The 21,040-nt window shown below is 63.9% G+C and carries 20 protein-coding genes; 7 read left to right on the top strand and 13 right to left on the bottom strand.

Annotation, left to right across the window (positions count from 1 at the left end; genetic code table 11):
- Positions 1-107: 107 nt before the first annotated feature.
- Positions 108-368, top strand: coding sequence for a 30S ribosomal protein S20 (gene rpsT, locus ACO07W_RS17945; protein ID WP_421845055.1), 261 nt, complete (start codon positions 108-110; stop codon positions 366-368).
- Between the two features lie 13 nt (positions 369-381).
- Here rpsT and holA read toward each other — a convergent pair whose 3' ends face one another.
- The 3 genes from holA to ACO07W_RS17930 are packed head-to-tail and all read right to left on the bottom strand — an operon-like array spanning position 382 to position 3,831.
- Positions 382-1,368 carry a DNA polymerase III subunit delta gene (gene holA, locus ACO07W_RS17940; RefSeq protein WP_421845054.1) on the bottom strand — a complete coding sequence of 329 codons (987 nt, stop codon included), beginning with the start codon at positions 1,366-1,368 and terminating at the stop codon, positions 382-384.
- Between the two features lie 31 nt (positions 1,369-1,399).
- Positions 1,400-2,968, bottom strand: coding sequence for a ComEC/Rec2 family competence protein (locus tag ACO07W_RS17935; RefSeq protein ID WP_421845053.1), 1,569 nt, complete (start codon positions 2,966-2,968; stop codon positions 1,400-1,402).
- A gap of 5 nt (positions 2,969-2,973) precedes the next feature.
- The gene (locus tag ACO07W_RS17930) at positions 2,974-3,831 is read right to left on the bottom strand and encodes a helix-hairpin-helix domain-containing protein (RefSeq protein WP_421845052.1); all 858 of its coding nucleotides are present in this window, start codon (positions 3,829-3,831) and stop codon (positions 2,974-2,976) included.
- A gap of 408 nt (positions 3,832-4,239) precedes the next feature.
- Between ACO07W_RS17930 and ACO07W_RS17925 the strand changes: the two genes are divergently transcribed.
- From ACO07W_RS17925 to ACO07W_RS17915, 3 genes are all read left to right on the top strand, one after another.
- The gene (locus ACO07W_RS17925; protein ID WP_421845051.1) at positions 4,240-5,082 is read left to right on the top strand and encodes a proline iminopeptidase-family hydrolase; all 843 of its coding nucleotides are present in this window, start codon (positions 4,240-4,242) and stop codon (positions 5,080-5,082) included.
- Between the two features lie 356 nt (positions 5,083-5,438).
- Complete coding sequence (locus tag ACO07W_RS17920; RefSeq protein WP_421845748.1) at positions 5,439-6,665, top strand: IS110 family transposase; 1,227 nt, start codon at positions 5,439-5,441, stop codon at positions 6,663-6,665.
- A gap of 303 nt (positions 6,666-6,968) precedes the next feature.
- Positions 6,969-8,027, top strand: a complete 1,059-nt coding sequence (locus ACO07W_RS17915) for a dihydrodipicolinate reductase (protein WP_421845050.1) — start codon at positions 6,969-6,971, stop codon at positions 8,025-8,027.
- A 29-nt stretch (positions 8,028-8,056) separates the two neighbouring features.
- Here the strand turns inward: ACO07W_RS17915 and ACO07W_RS17910 are convergent, their stop codons facing one another.
- The 10 genes from ACO07W_RS17910 to ACO07W_RS17865 all read right to left on the bottom strand — a co-directional run bounded on the left by ACO07W_RS17910 (position 8,057) and on the right by ACO07W_RS17865 (position 18,995).
- The gene (locus ACO07W_RS17910) at positions 8,057-8,896 is read right to left on the bottom strand and encodes a DegV family protein (protein WP_421845049.1); all 840 of its coding nucleotides are present in this window, start codon (positions 8,894-8,896) and stop codon (positions 8,057-8,059) included.
- 101 nt (positions 8,897-8,997) lie between these two features.
- Complete coding sequence (octT, locus tag ACO07W_RS17905) at positions 8,998-9,747, bottom strand: diglucosylglycerate octanoyltransferase (protein WP_421845048.1); 750 nt, start codon at positions 9,745-9,747, stop codon at positions 8,998-9,000.
- Positions 9,737-10,420, bottom strand: a complete 684-nt coding sequence (gpgP, locus tag ACO07W_RS17900) for a glucosyl-3-phosphoglycerate phosphatase (RefSeq protein WP_421845047.1) — start codon at positions 10,418-10,420, stop codon at positions 9,737-9,739. The genes octT and gpgP overlap by 11 nt, the downstream gene beginning before the upstream one ends.
- Positions 10,417-10,806, bottom strand: coding sequence for a ribosome silencing factor (rsfS, locus tag ACO07W_RS17895; protein WP_421845046.1), 390 nt, complete (start codon positions 10,804-10,806; stop codon positions 10,417-10,419). The genes gpgP and rsfS overlap by 4 nt, the downstream gene beginning before the upstream one ends.
- Positions 10,803-11,447, bottom strand: coding sequence for a nicotinate-nucleotide adenylyltransferase (gene nadD, locus ACO07W_RS17890; protein WP_421846079.1), 645 nt, complete (start codon positions 11,445-11,447; stop codon positions 10,803-10,805). The genes rsfS and nadD overlap by 4 nt, the downstream gene beginning before the upstream one ends.
- Before the next feature lie 315 nt (positions 11,448-11,762).
- Entirely contained in the window at positions 11,763-13,202 is a 1,440-nt protein-coding gene (locus ACO07W_RS17885) for a vWA domain-containing protein (RefSeq protein ID WP_421845045.1), read from the bottom strand.
- Between the two features lie 10 nt (positions 13,203-13,212).
- The gene (locus ACO07W_RS17880) at positions 13,213-14,097 is read right to left on the bottom strand and encodes an AAA family ATPase (RefSeq protein ID WP_421845044.1); all 885 of its coding nucleotides are present in this window, start codon (positions 14,095-14,097) and stop codon (positions 13,213-13,215) included.
- A gap of 39 nt (positions 14,098-14,136) precedes the next feature.
- Positions 14,137-15,399 (bottom strand): glutamate-5-semialdehyde dehydrogenase, encoded by a 1,263-nt coding sequence (locus ACO07W_RS17875; protein WP_421845043.1) that lies wholly within the window; start codon positions 15,397-15,399, stop codon positions 14,137-14,139.
- A gap of 69 nt (positions 15,400-15,468) precedes the next feature.
- On the bottom strand, positions 15,469-16,905 hold the full coding sequence (locus ACO07W_RS17870) for a mechanosensitive ion channel domain-containing protein (protein WP_421845042.1): 1,437 nt from the start codon (positions 16,903-16,905) through the stop codon (positions 15,469-15,471).
- Entirely contained in the window at positions 16,902-18,995 is a 2,094-nt protein-coding gene (locus ACO07W_RS17865; RefSeq protein ID WP_421845041.1) for an adenylate/guanylate cyclase domain-containing protein, read from the bottom strand. Before ACO07W_RS17865 ends, ACO07W_RS17870 begins: the two co-directional genes overlap by 4 nt.
- On the opposite strand from ACO07W_RS17865, the gene ACO07W_RS17860 reads away from it, so the two are divergent.
- From ACO07W_RS17860 to ACO07W_RS17850, 3 genes are all read left to right on the top strand, one after another.
- On the top strand, positions 18,988-19,179 hold the full coding sequence (locus ACO07W_RS17860; RefSeq protein ID WP_421845040.1) for a hypothetical protein: 192 nt from the start codon (positions 18,988-18,990) through the stop codon (positions 19,177-19,179). The genes ACO07W_RS17865 and ACO07W_RS17860 overlap by 8 nt on opposite strands.
- A gap of 123 nt (positions 19,180-19,302) precedes the next feature.
- Positions 19,303-20,178 (top strand): PfkB family carbohydrate kinase, encoded by an 876-nt coding sequence (locus tag ACO07W_RS17855; protein WP_421845039.1) that lies wholly within the window; start codon positions 19,303-19,305, stop codon positions 20,176-20,178.
- Between the two features lie 186 nt (positions 20,179-20,364).
- Positions 20,365-21,003 (top strand): methyltransferase family protein, encoded by a 639-nt coding sequence (locus tag ACO07W_RS17850; RefSeq protein ID WP_421845038.1) that lies wholly within the window; start codon positions 20,365-20,367, stop codon positions 21,001-21,003.
- The last annotated feature ends 37 nt before the right edge of the window (positions 21,004-21,040 follow it).

Raw genomic sequence — 21,040 nt, 5'->3', positions numbered from 1 at the left:
CTGTGGTTCCCTTTTGGGCTAAATCGTAACCGACTGATAACCTGGGCAGTCGCTGTCGGGTAGCAGGGGCACCCGAGCAACGCCGAATCGACAAAGGGAACCAACGCGTGGCCAATATCAAGTCGCAGCAGAAGCGCAACCGCACAAATGAGCGTGCCCGACTGCGCAACAAGTCGGTGAAGTCTTCGTTGCGCACTGCCGTCCGTGCGTTCCGCGAGGCCGCCGCCGCCGGCGATAAGGACAAGGCCGGGGAATTGCTGGTGTCGACCAACCGCAAGCTGGATAAGGCGGCCAGCAAGGGAGTGATCCACAAGAACCAGGCAGCCAACAAGAAGTCGGCGTTGGCCCGGACCCTTAACAAGCTCTGACCGGCCGGCTCGTTTATCTACTCCGGTCGGCTACCAACTCTGCGACCTTCCGCACCGCGGACTCCAGCGCGTAATCGGCGTCGGCGACCGCACCCTTGACGTTCGCGTTCAACGCCGCCACCAGTCTCATGGCGGTTGCCACCGTGTCCAGCGACCAGCGCCGGGCCTGTTTCTGCGCCTTCTGCACCCGCCACGGCGGCATCCCCAGTTGCGACGCGAGACGGTAAGGGTCTCCGGACAGCGGCCCTACCCGCCCGATGGTGTGCACGGCTTCAGCCAGGGCATCGGCTAGCACCACGAGTGGCTCGCCGCGCATCATCGCCCAGCGCAGCGCTTCGAGCGCTCCTTCCACATCGCCGACCACAGCCTTGTCGGCGATATCGAAGCCTTTCACCTCGGCTTTGCCGCTGTGATAGCGCCGAACCGCCGCGACGTCGACATCACCGCCGGTGTCAGCGACCAACTGCGAACAGGCCGAAGCCAGTTCGCGGACGTCAGAGCCGACAGCGTCCAGCAGTGCGGTCACGGTCTGCTCATCGACCTTGACCCGCAACGAGCGAAACTCGTTGCGCACAAAGTCAGCGCGTTCGCTGACTTTGGTGATCCGCGGGCAGGGATGTACCTGCGCGCCCAGCGAGCGCAGCTGACTGGCTAGCGCCTTCGCGCGACCGCCACCCGAGTGCACCACCACCAGCAACGTGCCCTGCGGAATGTCGGCGGCGGCCGAGGCAATTACCGCGGCAGCATCCTTACCAGCTTCACCGGCGGCCTCGAGTACAACGATCCGCTCCTCGCCGAACAGCGACGGGCTCAGCATTTCGGCAAGTTCATAGGTACTCACATCGCCAGCCCGCACCCGGTTCACCGGGACATCATCGGCGGCGGCTTCAGAACCGCTGCTCGCCCGCTGCCGAGCCGATCGCAGCAGCTCCCCTACTGCCCGCTCGACAAGCAACTCTTCGTCACCCAGAACCAGATGCAACGATGAAACCGCGTTCACCCCACGATGGTGTCACGAACGGCCGACGTGCTCAGAAGGACCGCCCACCAGCCAGCAGACCGCCCACTACCCAGGCAAACAGGCAAAAAAGGGCGGCCGCCATCGCTGAACCTACGACCACCCGAAACCAACGCCACCGCCAGCACACAGTCACCAGAACGGTGCCCAAGACAATGACCAACACGCCGGGAACACCCGACGGGACAGCCACCGTGGCCCCGGGCACGCAGGCCGCCCAATGCGCCGTCCGCAACACCCACCACAGCTCGGGCCCCGTGAATCGGATGAGCAGGTCCGCACCGGCTGGCCAGGCGACGGCCAACACTGCCGCCGCGCTGCCCAGCACCGTGATCGGCGCTATCACCGCAGCCACCGCGATATTGGCGCCAACGGCCACCACACTGAACCGGCCCGACACCCCAGCGACCAGCGGCGCTGTTACCACCTGCGCCGCACCCGCCACGGCTAGCGCGTCGGACAGCGGCTTCGGCACGCCTCGGGCGACCAAGCCCCGAGACCAAACCGGACCTATGACCACCAATGCGGCGGTGGCTACCACCGACAGCGCGAAACCGATGTCGACGGCCAGGCGCGGAGTCGCGGCGGTCAGTATCAACACGCTCGCCGAGAGCGCCGGAATCGCTTGCCGACGACGCGAAGACAGCATCCCAACCAGCGCGATGCCGCCCATCACAGCCGCGCGCAACACGCTGGCCGTGGGCTGCACCACAATGACGAAAGCCACCAGAACGAGCGCGGCGAGGAACACAGCGGCGCGCGGCCCGACCAACCGAGCCGAAAACAGCACGGCCGCACAGACGATCGTGACATTGGCCCCAGACACCGCCATCAGGTGAGTCATCCCAGCCGAGCGGAACTCGCCGCTCGTGGCGACCGTGACCAACGAGGTATCGCCGAGAACCAGAGCGGGCAGCGTCGCGGCCTCGTCGGCAGGCAACACCTCTTGAGCAACCGTCGCGAACCGACTACGCACGATATGAGCGGCTCTTTGCACCGCTGCGGCGCGACCAACCCTTGGCCGGCCCGCAGCGTTGAGCACCGCGACGGTCAGGTCGTGGCGGACCGGACGGGCGATACGTGCGGTGAACCGTAGCGGCTGGCCTACCAACACCGGGCTGAAGTCCGAGGCCCGCGCGAAAACCACAACGCGGCCGGATATCTCGTCGTCGTGCAGACGCTGCAAGGTGGCACGAAACAGCAGCCGCCCACGGCCCAACGACAGCGCGCTTTCAGTAGGTGTGACGGTCACCGTGGCTGCGGTTCCAAATGCAGCGGTAATCGGGTGGTGTGCAACCGCGTCAGCCCGCAACGCTATCGCCAGCCCATACCCCGCGCCCACCACACCGATCGCAACCAGGCCGGCGCTCATCGCAGCCAACTGAGTTCGGCACCGAGCCCGCGCCGTCGACCACCACAGCGCACCCGACGTGGCGGCTAACACCACGCAACACACCGCCAACGCATAACCGATCGGCCACACTGTTCCGGCCGCCGTCACAATCCATCCAGTCAGTGCGGCCGGGACAAGACGCGCGTCTACTTGCGCCGCTTCACCGTCGGCGGCGCCGGGTTCAGACACCAGTGTCAGACACGGACTAAGGCACGGAGCTTGTTCAGCCGCGCCGGCCCGATGCCGTCAACATCTCCAAGCTGGTCGACGCTGGTGAACTTTCCGTGTTCCTGCCGCCACGCCAAGATCGCGGCAGCGGTCACCGGCCCGACCCCGGGCAGGGCGTCCAGTTGGGCCGCGGTTGCGTTGTTGAGGTCAAGCACCTCAACCGTCTCCGGCTGCCCCCGGGTCGCTGTCCGTCCCGGACTGACGGAGCTACCGAGCGCCCTCGGCTGCCCTGAAACCGGGGCGAGCCCGACGACAATCTGCTCACCGTCGTCAAGTTGGCTGGCCATATTCAAGCCGATAGTGTCCGCACCATCCATTGCGCCGCCAGCGGCCTGTAGCGCATCAGCGACCCGTGCTCCCGGCGCCAAGGTGACCAGGCCGGGAGCGCGCACCAGGCCGACCACGCTCACCACCACCGGCCGGTCCGAGCCTTCCGCCGCAGCAGGTTTCGTCGATGCTGCGGGTTGAAGAGACGAAACTCGCTCTACCGGAGGTAGCTTGGCTGACATAACCGGCGGCCGGCGGTCGCGCATCACGGTGAACACCGTGATGAGCACCGCTAACGCCGCAATCGCCGCCAACGCAATCGCGCCGGCGCGACCTGGATCTGCCCGCACGCTAGCTACCCAGCCTTGGCCCCGCGTTGAGTCGGGAAACCAGCTTCGCAGCAACGAGTTTGAGTCATCCGGCGCTTCGTTGGTTGAATCTTGATCTGGGTCCTCGGATGGTGCGCAGTCCCAGCTGCCGTCGTGAGTACCCCGCTCGTTCTTCGGATCGGCGCCGAGCCGTCGGTGCAGCCGCTCGGCGGGAAGCTCTGATCGCATCCGCCGACCATAAATGTCACCAGCACTACGACGACTCCGATCACGTTTCCGACACCGCAGTTTGTGGATGAATCCAAGCCTGTGGACAGGCGCGGGGCTGGTTGGGTCAACATAGACCGGTCCGACGAACAGCGCCCGACCGACTGGCACCGCCGGCCCGAGGCTCACCGACGACACCGGAAGCTGGCATTCACACCCGACGAAGCCGCCTTCCGCGACGGACTTCTCGTGTTTTGCGCCACCCAGATTTCGGCTGAGATCCGCGATCGCGTGCGCAGCGGCGATACCCTACCCGCGATCAAGTCAGTACCAGACAAGATCCCCAACGACCATGACCTCGCCGTACCGAATTGGCCGGTCGAATGGCGCGTCTTGGCGATTCAGCCAATGGCTAGATAACCTACCTCCGTGTCAGAGGCATGTTCAGCCTCGCGCGCCGGGAGGATCGTCGGGCCGCATGGTTCGATTCACTACTGGATCGTCGGCAACGCAGATGCGGTACCACTGTTGGTTGTTCACGGTGGTCCCGGCATGCCACACAACTACCTACGGGATCTCGATGCCTTGGGCGTTGACCGGCCCATCATCTACTACGACCAGATTGGCTGCGGGGAATCAGACCGCCCCGACGACCCAAGCCTGTGGACCGTAGACACATTCGTCGACGAGCTCGACACTGTGCGCGATGCGCTGGGCTTAGAGCGGGTGCACGTACTTGGCCACTCCGCCGGGGGGTGGGTCGCCGTCGAATACGCGCTACGAGCACCCGCCGGGCTGGCGAGCCTGATTCTGGCCAACACCAGCACCAGCCTCCCCCTCTCGGAACGAGACGTTAGCGATCTCGTCGATGCGTTGCCTAGCGGTGCGGGCACGACCACGCGTAGAACTACTGGGCCAATCGACGATGCTGCCTACGTCGCCGCCGTTCGTAGCTTTGCCCAGCACGTCTACCGTTGCGATCCGGTGCCCGATTATGTCGAGCAAGCCCTGACAAACATCAACCGCAACGTTTTCGCGACCACGCTGGGCAACCTAGTCGGCTGGGATATCACCCACCGGCTTGGCGAGTTGACACTGCCGGTGCTGGTGGCTTCGGGCCGACATGACCCAGGGCCCGCCGAAGCTGTACGTGAGATGGCCGATGCGATTCGGGGTTCTGTGTTGGCAATCTTCGAGGATTCCGGGCACCTGCCAATGATTTCTGAGAAAGCATCTTTCATCAGGGTAGTCCGCACGTTCCTAATCGTTTAGTAGGGATTGGTTACCGGTCCGGGTGTTGGTGACCGGGGCCTGTTTCTTGCGGGATCTGCCGTCAGGTGACGTCTGGTGTTCCCGTCGTTCGACGACTTGAGAAAGAGCGGCGCGTCTGGCGGCAGGTCTTGTCGGGTTGGTGGTGAGATTCCGTTGCCCGAGCCCGTCGCAGGGGTGACTTCCTGATGGTTGTTCTCGAGCCTTGAGCTCTTCGACAGAACGAAGTCCTGCGATGTGCTGGAGTCACGGACGGCTAGTGAGATGACGGACCTTGGAGTCCCGCGATTAGGGCGCCGCGTGAGTCCACCGGTAACGGCGCAACCATCCACCGACGAAAAAGTGAGGACGTCTTGGGCTTGTTTTGTGGAATCGACTGGGCTACTGAGCATCACGATGTTGCTGTGGTTGATGACGACGGGAGGGTGGTAGCCCGTGCACGGCTGGGCAATGATGCGGCCGGGTTCGCGCAGCTGTTGACGTTGCTGGCTGAGGCCGGTGACAGTGCCGCTGATCCGATACCAGTGGGGATGGAAACTGATCGTGGCCTGTGGGTGGCGGCGCTGCGAGAAACTGGCCGGGTGATTTATCCGATCAACCCGTTGGCGGCTTCGCGGTATCGGGCACGGTATGCGGTGTCGGGGGCCAAATCCGATGGTGCCGACGCGGTGCTGCTGGCCAATATTGTGCGCACCGACCCCGGCGCGCACCGCCCATTGCCCGCCGACACCGAGTTGGCCCAGGCGATCCGGGTGCTGGCCCGCGCTCAGCAAGACGCGGTATGGGCACGTCAACACATCGGCAACCAGATTCGCGATGTGCTCAAAGATTTCTACCCGGCGGCCATCACCGCGTTCGCCGACCTGCCCGAGGGCGGGCTGGCTCGTCGAGATGCGCGCACCATCTTGGCTGCTGCACCAACCCCCACCCAGGCGACCAAGCTGACCCCGGCCCGACTGCGCCGACTGCTGGCCAAGGCCGGCCGCCGCCGCCATCTCGACCGTGACATCGAACGGTTGCGGGAGGTGTTCACCGACACCTACCTGCACCAACCACCGGTCGTGGAGAACGCGATGGGTATCCAATTGGCAGGGCTGCTGGGTCAGTTCGAGGCTGCCTGCACCACTGCTGCTGATCTCGCCGAGGCGGCAACCGCCCATTTTGAGCAGCACCCGGACTCCACGATCATCACCAGCTTCCCCGGACTGGGGAACCTGGCCGGTGCCCGGGTACTCGCCGAGATCGGTGATGACCGCGCCCGCTTCACCGACGCCCGCGGACTGAAAGCATTCGCCGGAGCCGCGCCGATCACCCGCGCCAGCGGCAAGAAAACCCTCGTGTTGCACCGCCATATCAAGAACCGGCGCCTGGCCGCCGTGGGTCCCATCTGGGCTTTGGCATCGCTGCGCGCCTCGCCGGGCGCCCGTCGCCACTACGACACCCGCCGCGCCGCAGGAGACTGGAACCACCAAGCCCAACGACATCTGTTCAACAAATTCCTCGGCCAACTCCACCACTGCCTGCAAACCGGCCAGCACTACACCGAACATCTAGCCTTTCCACCTCCTCCCTCGCTCGTGGCTTGACTTTTAACTTCGTGAGATGTCTTTCTGATCTCCTCTAAGGCGTGACAAGAAAGATCGCGTCAACGCACCGGATCGGTTGATGGCAGTGTGGACGGCAAGAGGATTCCCAGCCAACCTTCCTCGGCGGCACTAGCAAGAGTCGCCAAACCACGCTAGCGGTTCCGAAACGTTCACGGCCAATCATTCCGACCGCGTCATAGCCGGGTGCCCGTTATCACCCGACTACCAGGGTGCCCGCCACCGATACAACGGGCTTGCGTGAAGATAATGTGTGCAAATCGCAGCTTCCGAAGGAGCCTCCAGATGACCACAGCCAGCGCCAACCGTCCGCTGCGGGTGATCCAGTGGACGACCGGCAATATCGGTCGGCGATCACTGCACGCCATCATCGGCAGACCCGACATGGAACTGGTCGGCGTGTATGCCCACGGTGCAGACAAAGTCGGTGTTGACGCCGCCGATCTATCAGGCCGAGCCGAGCCGACCGGCGTGCGGGCAACCAACGACATCGACGCGCTGCTCGCGCTCAGCGCCGACGCATGTTGCTACAACCCGTTGTGGCCCAACATCGACGAACTGGTTCGCTTGCTGGAATCGGGAGTCAACGTATGTTCGAGCGCAGCCTGGATCACCGGCGGCAAACAGACTCCCCAGGATCGCGAGCGCATCGTCGCGGCCTGCGAGCGCGGCGGATCGACGATCTTCGGTAGTGGCGCGCACCCGGGTGTCACGAACATGGTCGGATTGGTGCTCAGCGGTTCCTGTGAGCGCGTCGACGAGATTCGCATCACCGAATCGGTCGACTGCTCGACCTACGAATCGGCTGGGACCCAAACGGCGATGGGGTTCTCCCAAGGCCCCAACACCCCTGGGTTGGCCGAGAGCGTACGAATTGAGAGCGAAGTCTTCGCCGAGTCCGCGGCAATGATGGCAGACGCGATCGGAGCGCAGCTGGACAGAATGACTTTTGACGTCACCTTTACTGCGGCCACCGCCGACACCGACCTCGGCTTCATGACCATCCCCGCTGGAACAGTCGGCAGCGTCTATGGTTACCACCGCGGCTGGGTCGGCGACCGCAACGTCGTCAGCGTCGGATTCAACTGGACGATGGGCAACCATGTGGTCCCGCCTAAACCGCTGGCACACGGCCACGTCATCCAGGTTTTTGGGCTGCCCAACATGCGCACCGTCCTGCACTGCCTACCTCCCAAGGATTGGACGGAGCCCGGGTTCATGGGCTTGGGCATGATCTACACCGCCATGCCTGTAACTAACGCGGTGCCGGCGGTTGTCGCCGCCAGACCCGGCATCGTGACGCTCGCCGATCTGCCACCGATCACTGGACGCCTGGCACGCTAGCGCCCTGGCAACCGGGCACGCAGTCACGGTCAGGTCGTTGTGCCACCGAGGCACAGACATACCGCGACCGCGCCCGCACCCACATGCAGCGAGAGAACCGGCCCCAGCGGCGTCACGATCGCTGGCGGACAGGCAGGTAGGCGTTGCGCCAGAGTCTCCGCCACCTCATCGGCGCCGTCCGCGTTGACGACATGGTGCACGGCAAGAGCAGCGGAATGATCGCCGACCACCTCGCAAACTCGGTCGATCATCGCTGCTACCGCTGTCCTGGTCGTTCTTACTCGCTGCGCCAGCACGAGTTTGCCGTCGTCGATGTGCAGCACCGGTTTGAGCGCCAGCGCGGTGCCCAGCCACGCCTTGGCTCCACCGATCCGCCCGCTACGGCGTAGGTTGTCCAGCCGGTGGACGAACACTATGGCATGCGTGCGGCTAGCTGCGGCACCCGCGGCCCGCGCAACAGCATCCAAGTCACCCCCGGCGGCCGCGGCCTGCGCGGCGGCCAACACCGAGAAACCGGTACCCATGGCCACCGAGTGTGAATCGAGAACTCGCACCTGCGGACCTAGCTCCGCCGCGGTTAGTTCGGCGGCACGATAGGTTCCCGACAATCCCGACGAAATGTGCACCGCCATCACCCCGTCGCCGCCGCTGTCCGCCAGCGCCTCTTGGTATACGGCTCGCAACTCGGCCGGAGTGGCCGCCGCGGTCGTGGCCTGTCGTTTGTAGATGTCGTCCGGGACCTCGTCGACCCCGTCCCTCAAGTCAGCCCCGTCAAGCAAGATGTGCAACGGGACTTGGCGTATTGCCAAACCTTCACACAGTTCGGCCGGCAGACGCGCCGACGTGTCGGTCACCACCATTACGGTCATGTGCGCCGCCCTCGCGAACCAGCGGACCGAAGTACACCGCCGGAGGCGGCCTTCCGCACCGCACCGCTTGGCTGTGCATCGTCATCAGCGCGGTTCATGGGTCAGTTCGGTAGCTTCTCGTTCGGCACCCCGGCCTCCGCCAATGCTTTGAGCATCAGGTCCGCGACCGCCCGATGCGCCTCGAAATTCCAGTGAATGCCGTCGGGATTGCCACGTCCACACATGACGTGCTCGGCGACAGCGGCTTTGAGATCAACCAGGGGCACGTCGTAGCGCTGCGCCCACCGGGTGATCGCCGCAGCGGTGCCGGCGCGGCCTTGGTGAGCCTTACCGTAGGTTTCAGCAATGTGCACCGACGGCAGCGACGCGACTATCGGGATGCCCGGACGGTTGAAATCGATTGCGCCCCGAGTCTGTTCAAGATATTCGACGCTCAGATGCGGCGGCAACGCTGCCCTGGCGATCGGCGATAGCCGTGGTTGCACCCACCCGTAGCCGTTGCGGACCCACCGCCGCAGCCAGGGCGGCCGCACATAGCGGATGAGCTCGCGCAGCGCAGTCGGCAACACCGACGGAAGCGAATCCATGCCGCCGGTGGCGAAAATCACCGCTCCGGCCCTGGGCAGCACGGCCCAAGACCGCGGGTCCTGGGTTGCCGCCCACCAGATGTCGCGACAAGTCCAACCGATGCGGCCAATTAATTCCAGATCCCAATCTAGTTGGGAAGCAACAATGTTAGGCCAGATACGGGGGTCGTCGGCCGGTAGGCCCCCGGTGGGGCCGTAGTAGGCCAGCGAGTCGGCGAAAACAAGCAGCGCAGGCTTCGCCTTGGTGCGCGGTTCAGAGGACATCGTTGGAGACCTGCGCCGAAGCGTTCCACACGTCGAGACGCCACCGGATACGGTCAAAATCAGTCGCCGAATCGTCCGAGTCCTTGGAATGACCGCTCAACTGCACCCAACTGGCATTGCCCATGCCACCTAAAACTGGCCAGTTGGCAACCGGCAACTTCAGTAGCGCAGCCGACAAAGCCGCGATTAGACCGCCGTGGGCTACCAGCACCACCGGTCGACCCGGCTCGCCCGCGCCGCCCCATTCCGACTCGGCGGAGACCAGTTCGGCAACCACCGGCACGCTCCGCTCCGCCACGTCGATCCGGCTTTCCCCGCCGTGCGGCGCCCACGTCGCATCCTCGCGCCACGCCAGCCGGGCCCCCGGCGCCGCGGCGTCGACCTGAGTATGGGTCAAACCTTGCCAGTCACCAAGGTGGGTCTCCCGCAACCGATTGTCGACCAGGACCTGCTGGCCAGTTCGTTCGCCCAGTTTGAACGCCGTGTCGTAGGCCCGCCGCAGATCCGACGACACGATCAGCCGCGGCTGCTGCTTGCCCAGCACCTCAGCGGCCGCAACCGCCTGAGCCCGGCCCAAGTCGCTCAATTCGGTGTCCAGCTGACCCTGCATCCGGCTGCCAAGGTTGTAGTGGGTTTGGCCATGTCGCAGCATCACGAGCCGCCGCACCCTCATTGCGTGCCCGCGGATTTACCGGACTTCTCGGCCAAGTCCACCGGCACGACCGGGCAGTCGCCCCACAGTCGGTCCAGGGCGTAGAAGTCACGGTCGTCCTGGTGCTGAATATGCACGACGATGTCGCAGTAGTCCAGTAGCGTCCATCGACCTTCGCGGGCTCCCTCGCGACGGGCCGGCCGGTGGCCCGCCTCCCGCATTTTCGCCTCGACTTCTTCGACGACTGCGTTGACCTGCCGTTCGTTAGACGCCGAGGCAATCACGAAGCAATCCGTGATGACCAGCTGCCCGGAAACATCGAGCACAACGATGTCGGTGGCGAGCTTGGTGGCGGCAGCGCGAGCGGCCACAGCGGCCATATCAAGGGCTTCCTGGTTGGCCGTCATGCGTTGTCCGTTACGGCGAGACGAGTGTCGGTGCGGCTCGCAGGCTCGTCGGCATGGCGGTAGAGCCTGCGCTTGGATACGTACTGCACAACACCGTCAGGCATCAAGTACCACAATGGCCGAGACTGCTCGGCTCGCCTACGGCAGTCAGTCGACGAAATCGCCAGCGCCGGGATCTCAACCAAGGTCAACGCGTCCTCGGCCAACTCACCGAGAGCACCGGTAATGTGCTCATGGCGCAGCTCGTAGCCTGGCCGGCTGACGCCGACGAACCGCGCCAACTCGAACATCTCCTCCCAGTTTTGCCACGACAAAATGGAAGCCAGAGCGTCCGCGCCAGTGATGAAGTACAGCTCACAGGCCGGATTGAGAGCCTGCAGATCCCGCAGTGTGTCCTTGGTGTAAGTGGGGCCGGCACGTTCGATGTCGACTCGGCTCACCGAAAACCTTGGGTTGGACGCAGTGGCGATCACCGTCATCAAATACCGGTCCTCGGCAGCGGAGACTTTGCGCTCCTTCTGCCAAGGTTGACCGATAGGTACAAACACGACCTCATCGAGGTTGAACAGGTCGGCTACCTCGCTGGCCGCGACCAAATGGCCATAATGGATGGGGTCGAACGTCCCACCCATGACTCCCAGCCTGCGAACGTGCCCATGCACGGTTTGCCAGCTTACTTGAGCAGGCGACGTCGCTCCGGTCGCATGCGAACCGAACACGGCACAGCTGGATGAAGTTCCAGGCGTGACGGCGACTGCCGGCACGTCAAGGCTGCGCCGGCAAACCTTCCGATCCCGCAGGAAAGGCTGCGGACAATTTGCCACCCGTACGACACGAAGCCACACAGCAGTTGCAGGAGCCCGGCAAGGTCGTCACAAAACCGAGATTTCGCCCGCGGCGGCCGCATTACTTCGTGATGCGTTGAGCGGTACTCGCTACCTGACGAAGGAGCCAGGTCATACCGGGAGCAGCTGGTCGATCACCGCGGCCAGCTGCTTGGCGGAACGACATTCGTGCATCGTGATCACTTCTTGGTAGCGCGGCACTGCCGAGTCCCCGCTTCCCCAGAGATGCTTAGGCTCTGGATTGAGCCAGTGCGCGTGCCGACTCGCCGTCACCATGTCGGCCAGCACATCGGTGGCCGGATTTCGATAGTTGGTGCGCCCGTCGCCGAGCACCAGCAGCGAGCTGCGTGGCGAGAGCACATCCGGAAAGGACTGCATGAGCGAGACGAAGGCGTTGCCGTAGTCAGAATGCCCGTCACGGGCATACACACCTGACTCCCGGGTGATCCGCTGAATCGCCACGGCCAGATCGGCTTCAGGTCCGAACATATGGGTCACTTCGTCGGTGGTGTCGATGAAAGCGAATACGCGAACGCGAGAGAATTGCTGCCGCAGAGCGTGTACCAGCAAAAGAGTGAAGTGGCTGAACCCCGCGACCGAACCAGAAACGTCGCACAGAACAACCAGCTCTGGGCGTGCCGGGCGCGGTTTGCGCAATACGACATCGATCGGCACGCCGCCAGTGGACATTGACTTGCGTAGTGTCTTGCGTAGATCAATCGAACCGGCACGGGCGCGGCGGCGCCGGGCTGCCAGACGGGTCGCCAGAGTGCGTGCCAACGGCGCAACCACGCGGCGCATCTGACGGAGCTGCTCACCGGAGGCTCGCAGGAACTCGACGTTTTCGGAAAGCTGCGGGATTCCGTACATCTGGACGTGCTCACGGCCGAGTTGCTCGGCGGTACGTCGCTTGGTCTCGGCGTCGACCATCTTGCGTAGCTGCGCGATCTTTTGCGCAGTGAGCGCTTTGGCGATCTGCTCCTGAGTGGGTGTGGGATCGTCGCCGTAGGGGGCCAGCAGTCCCGCCAGCAACCTGCCCTCCAGTTGGTCCAGCGCCATCGCCTTGAGGGCCTGATATGACGAGAACGACGGACCGCGGCTCGAACTGTACTTGCCGTGGGCCTCCACGATCCGCGCGATCATCCCGACCAACCGCTCGTCCATGTCGGCGAGGTCTTGGTTCTCTGTGAGGAGATCCAACAGCATCTGCCGCATTGCCTCGACGTCGTCGAGCGGCAACGAATCGCCGGCGTCACCGGTGTCCTGTGCCGCCACGGCACGCGCACCCAACGCAGCGGGAAACCACAGGTCGAACATGGCGTCGTAGGTGTCGCGGTGTTCCGGCCGGCGCAGCACAGCGCAGGCAATGCCCTCGCGCAGCACCTCCCGCTCCCCCAACCCCAGGGTCGCCAGCACCCGGCCGGCGTCCACCGTTTCCGACGGGCCCACCGAAATCCCGCTTCCGCGAAGCGCTTCGACGAACCCAACCAAATGACCAGTTAGACCGTGCGGGGCAAGCGGTCGGGTGGGGCGTATACGTCCAGTGGCCATCAGCGCATCCCTAGTTCAAACGCAGCTCGCCGCTCGCGCGTTGCTGATCGGATTGGTGCTTGAGGATGACACCGAGTGTGGCAGCAACCACCGCATCGTCAATGGTGTCAAGACCCAGTGCCAACACAGTGCGGCCCCAGTCAATTGTCTCGGCGATAGACGGGACCTTCTTGAGCTGCATTCCGCGCAGCACGCCAATGATGCGCACCAACTCGTCCGCGAGCCGTTCGGGCAGCTCAGGGACTCGCGACAACAGAATGCGGCGCTCCATATCAGGGCTGGGGAAGTCAATATGCAGATACAGGCAGCGGCGCTTGAGCGCCTCCGACAGCTCCCGAGTGGCATTAGAGGTCAGCACGACGAAGGGTGCCCGGGTTGCGGTGAGCGTGCCCAACTCGGGGACGGTGACCGCGAAGTCGGACAGCACCTCGAGTAGCAGTCCTTCGATCTCGATGTCGGCCTTGTCGGTCTCGTCGATCAGCAGCACCGTCGGCTCGGTGCGTCGAATCGCGGTAAGCAGCGGACGGGACAGCAGGAACTCCTCGCTGAACACATCGTCTTTTGTCCGGTCCCAGTCACTTTCGTCCCCCGAGCCCGCCTGGATTCGCAGAATCTGTTTGGCGTGGTTCCACTCGTAGAGTGCGCGTGCCTCGTCGACGCCCTCGTAGCACTGCAACCGAACCAGGCCAGAGCCGCTGGCCTGCGCGACCGCGCGGGCCAACTCGGTCTTGCCAACGCCGGCGGGTCCTTCCACCAACAGCGGCTTGCCAAGCTGATCGGCGAGAAAGACCGCTGTCGCGGTTGCGGTATCGGGCAAGTAGCCAGTCTCAGCAAGTCGCCGTGAGACGTCGGCGATGTCGGAGAACAGCGGTACAGACCGCGCGGGCACGCTCACAATGGATCCTCCTCAGCACTGCAATTAAGTCGGAGGGGGTCAAGCCGGACGTGTGTGGCCGTCACCCCACACGATCCACTTGGTCGAGGTCAATTCTGGGAGTCCCATCGGGCCGCGGGCGTGCAGCTTTTGAGTGGAGATTCCGATCTCGGCGCCGAGACCGAACTGCTCGCCGTCGGTGAAGGCCGTCGACGCATTGACCATAACTGCCGCGGCATCGACGTGCTCAGTGAACCGTCGAGCTGCAGCGAAATCACTGGCCACGATGGCCTCGGTGTGACCGGAGCCATACTCGTTGATGTGAGCCACGGCGGCGTCGACGCCGTCCACCACCGCCAATGCAATATCCATCGTCAGGTATTCGCGGCGCAAGTCGTCCTCGCTCGCGCTCGCGAATAGATCACCGTGCACAGTGACACCGGCGTCCCGCAGCGCATCAATCAGCCGAGGGAGCGCTTGCGGGGCGATCGCAGCGTCGACCAGCAACGTCTCGGCCGCGTTGCACACGCTGGGCCGCCGGGTCTTCGAGTTCAGCAGAACCCGTTCGGCAAGATCCAGATCCGCGCTTTCATGGACGTAGACGTGGCAATTGCCAACACCGGTCTCGATGGTGGGCACTTGCGCGTCGCGAACGACCGCGTCGATCAGGCCCGCGCCCCCGCGTGGAATCACCACATCGACCAGGCCGCGGGCCTGGATGAGGTGGGTTACCGTGGAACGGTCGGCGGCCGAAAGCAGCGCGACCGCATCGGCCGGCAGTTCCTCATCGACCAGCGCGGCACGTAACACCGTGACCAACGCTTCGTTCGATCTGGCTGCCGAGGCGCTGCCGCGCAACACCGCGGCGTTTCCCGACTTGAGGGTCAACCCGAAGGCGTCGACGGTGACGTTGGGACGGCCCTCATAAATCATGCCAATGACACCGAGCGGAACGCGCAGTTGGCGCAGCTGCAACCCATTCGGCAGGGTATAGCCGCGCAGCACTTCGCCAACCGGATCGGGCAGCCCCGCCACCTGCCGCAAACCTGCAGCGATACCGTCGATACGCTGTGGGCTCAACGCTAGCCGGTCCAGCATGGCAGTAGGGGTGTCCGCGGCCCGGGCCGCGTCGAGGTCTTCGGCATTGGCGGCCAAGATTGTGGCCGCATTGGCCAACAACGCGTCAGCTGCGGCATGCAAGGCCCGGTTTTTCTCGGCAGTGGTCAGCGTGGCCAGCGTCCGCGACGCGATACGGGCCCGCCGTGCGGCGTCATGCACCTGCTCGCGGGTGCCGGAAGACGACGGCGGTGCGTGCAAAGTCATCTCGTCCAGCGTATCCGGCCGCGCGGATTCCGGGTGCCCAGACCCGGGTTTACCTAGGTGTCGCGGCGGTCACTGGCCGCCAAATCCGCTCCTGCGGCCCGTCGGCGACACTTGGCTGCGTTGCTCCTCGATGATACGACCGAGGTCCTGCAGCAGTGCCGGCTTGCGGTTGACCACCTCTTCGAGGTGTTCGCGGTCAAGCTGTAACGCGGTCACTTCTTCCAGCGCGTATGCGCCGGTGACGTTTGGTTGTCGAATCAGCGTGGTCAACCCGAGAAACGACCCGTCGTAGAGCGTGCCAACTGCGACGGTCGAACCATCGTCATCGGTGGTTGTCAACCGAACACTGCCAGCGACAACGAAGGTTATCCCCGCAGGCACCTCGCCCAGGTGCTGCATGGTTTCATCGGCGCCGTAGCGAACCATCCTAGCGTTCGGAACCAGTGACTGGCGATCGGCCTCGGTCAACCGCAGCGCGGGAGCTACCACGTCACGCAACGCCGCCTCCACCCGAGCCGGCGTCGAGAAGTCGTCGTAGGCACCGTCGAGATGAAGCCCTTCCCTCCGAGCCGCGTACCAGATCCACCGTAAGAAGTCCGATTTCGCGCTGAACGCGTCGGTGGCCGAGTTCAGGCCGACCGATGTGCTGTATTGGGTGGCGCCGCCCGCCCAGGTCGTAGCCGTGCCGACCGCCAACGTAGCGGGCACCTCGCCAGGCTTGAGCTGTGGCAGGGCGGCGGCGACCCGCGACAACATCGCGCAGACCCGATCCGGGGGATCGGTCGACAAAAACGTGGTCACTATCAGCACAACGTGCGGTTGTCCGACCGGGCGACTCAGGTTGGTGAACGATGTGGCGGCCAGCACCGAGTTCGGGATGATCTCCAGCCCACCAACCTTGGCTATGTGCACGGCGCGCCAATTCACTTCGATGACTTGCCCCCGCGTTGTTGCAACGGTCAGCCAATCGCCGATCCCGAAAGGCCGTTCGAATAACAAGAACAGGCCCGACACGACCTGCCCCACGGAGTTCTGCAGCATCAGACCGATGACCAGCGACCCGACCCCCAACGCGGTGAACAGACCACCAACTCGGATACCCCACACATAGGACAAGATCAGCGTCAAGCCCACACCAATGAGCAACAGGCGTGTGACGTCGACGAGAATGGACGGCAGCCGTTTACGCCACGACCCCTCCGGGGCTGCCTGAAAAATGGCGGCGTTGAGCCCCGATAGCGCCAACACCAGCACCACGAAGCCGAACACCGTCGCGATTACCCGCACCCACGTGTTGTCGGCCGGGACCTGCGTCGCCCCCACGATGAGCGCCAGCAGCGCCGCGAGCGGGAATAGGTAGTTGCGCAGCAAACCAACCGGACCGGCCAGATAGCTCTGCCTGCGCACAAGGGTGCGATGTAACTCGGTGAGGACGATGAGCCCCACTGGTAGTCCTACCGCGACACCGACCGCCCAATAGAACCATGCCGCCCCGAAAACGCTCACGGCCGCTCCGACAATCGCCAGATCGGCTGTTCTGCCCCTTCAGCAGATATCGCGTCGGCCGGGGTGAACTGCCGCGTGTCCCGCATCACTTCGTAGACCCCCGCACTGACATAGATACCCGGCTGCGGCGTGCCGCTGCGCATCCGGTACACCAGACTCACCGCGGACCCCCACAAGTCGTAGATGACACTCGACTGGCCGACCAGCCCGCTGATGCCCGTGCCGGTGTTGATGTCGACGCAAAGACTGACCGCGGCGCCGGTTCGGCTGTTGAACCGGTCGATGATGCGCTGCATCTCCAGGGCCAAGTCGACGGTTCTCCGCACACTGTCCAGTCGCGGCGTGGTCACCCCGCAGGCGGCGAGGTACCCGTTGTGCAGGGTGCGGATGCGCTCGATGCCCAGCGCTTCGGCGGCCGCGTCGAACTGTCGGAATAGGGCATCAACATTCCCCACCAACTCATCGCCAGCGGATTCGGCTGATGTCTCGTCGAGTCCGGCGATGTCGGCGTAGATCACCGTGATGTCGCGATGCTCTGCGGCGATGGCCTGTTCGCCGTCGCGATAGCGCTGCACCATCGGTTCGGGCATCAGCGACCGCAACAGGCGGTCGTTTTCCGCGCGCTGCGAGGTGAGCTGCTCCTCCTTGATCTGCAGGCTTCTGCTCATCTCGTTGAAAGCGGCGGCGAGATCGCCGATCTCGCCCGTCGAATTCACGGGTATCGAAACCTCATAATCACCCGCGCTGATCTTGTTCGCGCCGGTTTCGAGCCGCCGGATGGGCCGCACGAATGCCCTGGAGGCTAGAGCTCCGACCAGACAGACGGCGAAGATGATCGCGGTAGTAGTCAGGACAATCCTTCTGGTGAACGACCACGCCCGCGCGTAGGCCTCGGAGCTGGCTCGCGTCGCCAGGATGGACCAGTGCAAGTCGGAATCCGGCACGGTCAGCGGCGCATAGGCCTGCATCTCCTCAGTGCCCAGGTAGCCGGTCGTGGTGAGGACCCCAGTCTCGCCGCGCTGCGCGGCGCTCAGGCCTGCGCTCGGAACCGGCTGCACCATTGTCGTGCCGCCCAAGCGGATCGCTTCGTCTACCACCTCGGTCGGAGTGCCCGCCGCCACCGCCTCGCGCCGATACGCTTCCGGATCCTGAAGAAAGAGTCGCGAATCAGACCTCATCAAATCGTCAGTGCCGGCCAGATAGGTCTCGGTGGTCGTGCCCAACCCGGCTTCTTCCCAGTCCATTCCGACCGTCATGACCTGGTTGATCTTCGCGGTCGGCAAGGGCACGGCCAGCACCCCTTCGGTCCGGCCTTGCGAACGAACTGGTGACACCAACCACGCGGTAGGCACACTGAGGTTCGGCTGATAGGGCCCGAAGTCGGTGATCCAAACAAAGCTCACCGCGTTGGCGCTCAACGCCTTTTCATAAGCGTTGTTCAGTTTGGATTCGCGGTACGGTCCATCGACGATGTTAGTGCCGAGGTCAGGTCCCTTGTTCACGCTGTAGACCACATTGCCTCGCGCATCCAGCAGCATCGCATCTTGGTATTCGAATCGGCTAACCATGTCTTGGAAATATCGGTCGAAGCGATCATTCGCCGCCGACCACGCGTGACTGGCGCTGCTGTCATCGCTTGTTCGCGAGCCGCTAGCCGGAGCGGATGCCGCAGTGTAGTGGGCTTGAAGATATCGCTGCGCGTTGGAACTCGGCAGCACTGCGTCGATGTCAAGCCTGATGCCTGTGTCCCGCTCGGTTGGCTTGATCAGCTTGTTGTTGTAATAGTCGATGATCGCCTGCTGCTGAGCTGGGGTGACTGTAGCGTCGGCAAGCTGATCAAAGCCATTCGTAAACGCTTCCACCGCCAAAAGCACGCTTGTACTACTGCTGTAGGAGACCAGCGAATTTGTTAGGTAAGCGAACTCTGCCTGCACCGCTCGCTGCTGCGACGTACGGAACTGTGTCAGCCACTTAGATGATCCGCTCTCCAGCAGCTCGCGACCAGTTGCGTAAGCGACGGCAGCAATCACCGCCGCGGACAGGATGCTGGATACCAGCAGCATCACCATCAGCTCCGACTGGATGCTCATCCTGGCGAACAGCCGCCGCCGACGCGCTCTTTTCCGCGCCGGTCCAGGTGTCGATTCAGGTATTGCCTCCGACACCGCGTTTGTTGTCTGCTCCGACGTCAAACGATCTCCGATCATTCATGGGCGGCAAGAAGGGGCGATCACGCAGCAGACTAGCGTGCTGGAACAAAAAAATTGGCGTTAGCCGAAAAGCGATAGGCAGCTGCGATGTCACGGAGGTGCAGGACGATAGGTAATAAGCGGACAATCAGGATCGAGTGCCGCGGCACGATTGTGAAAGCAGGGTCAACTCCATAACGTCGAGTAAATGGCGACGCGAGTGTGCGTGGTAGGCAGCGTGAACATGGACCTGACGTTCGCAGTACCTGCTTTTCCACGTCCGGGCGAGACAGTGCTGGCGTCATCGTTGACCCGGGCGCCAGGCGGCAAAGGCGCCAATCAGGCGGTAGCCGCGGCGCGCGCGGGCGCACAGGTCCAGTTCGTCGGCGCGCTCGGCGATGACCCGGCCGCAACCCAACTGCGCGCCCATTTGGCGGCCAACGCTGTGGGACTGAGCGGCACCATGACGCTGCCCGGACCAAGTGGCACGGCAATCGTCGTGGTCGATACCAGCGCCGAAAACACCATCGTGACGGCTCAGGGCGCCAATGCGCATCTGACGCTGACGCCCGCTGCCGTCAACAGCTGCGATCTGCTGTTGACCCAGTTAGAGATTCCGGTGGGCACTGCGGTAGCGGCAGCACGAAAAGCCAAGGCAGCCGAAGCTATCGTCATGGTGAATGCCTCACCAGCATGCCCTGATCGACGCTCGGTTGAAGAATTGGCGATGATCGCCGACGTGGTGATCGCAAACGAGAGCGAAGCGGACGACTGGCCCTCGCCACCAACTCATTTCATCACTACGCTAGGCGCGCGCGGCGCCCGCTACGTCGGTGCTGACGGCGTGTATGAGGTGCCCTCGCCGTCGGTGGCACCGGTGGATTCCACCGGTGCCGGCGACGTGTTCGCCGGGGTGCTGGCCGCGAATTGGCCGACTAACCGCGGTGCACCGGTCGAGCGGCTGCGCGCATTGCGACGCGCATGCACTGCGGGCGCGCTGGCAACATTGGTGTCTGGTGCTGGCAATTGCGCTCCCGACGCCGACGCCATCGAAACAGCGCTGCTGCACCACCCCGCCCAATAGCTCATGCTCTGCCACAGCCACCCAGAGTGCCACGCTGACCCGCCGAGGATTCGAGTTGCCAGACAACCCAACCCGAGCTGAAATCCTGCCGATCCTTCGCCGCGACCACCGCTATCGATCCGAGCGGGCCGAACGGATCGGCCGAGAACCGGTGTGTTGGATAACCGCCAAAGCCGAGGCCCGATGATGACAACGACTGCCGCGGCCGACATTGCCCTGGCGCTCTTCGCCGTTTTCAGTGTGCTGGGATTGGGCTGGCGCAGCTGGATGCAACACCGACGCACTGGATCGACTGGCTTCCGCGGCATCAGCGCGCGATTCGGTTCACTGGAATGGATTGCCGGGGTAGGGGTTGCCGCCGCATTGACCTTGGCGGTAGTCGCCGCGATCTTGCAACGGACCAGCATGATCGAACCGCTCAGCATCTTGGGCATGCTCTGGATTCAGATCGCCGGAATAGTGGTGGCGACGGCCGGGATCGTGGCCATGGTTTATGCACAGCTCGCTATGGGCGACTCGTGGCGGATCGGGGTGGACGAGCGGGAGACCACCACGCTGGTGCGCACTGGCCCGTTCCGGTGGGTACGCAATCCTATCTATGGCGCGATGCTTGCTTTCGGGTTCGGGATCTCGCTGGTGATACCGAATCTTGTTGCCGTCGCCGGATTCTTCCTGCTTGCCGCCACGATCGAAGTGCATGTCCGCCGGGTCGAAGAACCGTACCTGCTACGGACACACGGCGACGCCTACCACGCTTACGCGGGTGACGTGGGCCGGTTTATTCCCGGCGTCGGGCTGCGAAAGCCACCAACATCGGCTCATTGATCAACAACTGCCAAATCTCACCCCCGATACGTGGGCA

Source organism: Mycobacterium sp., from assembly GCF_965230835.1.
In the GTDB taxonomy this organism is placed as follows: Bacteria; Actinomycetota; Actinomycetes; order Mycobacteriales; family Mycobacteriaceae; genus Mycobacterium.
Note: the sequence above shows the minus strand (reverse complement) of the source record. Positions and strands in the feature narration are given on the sequence as shown.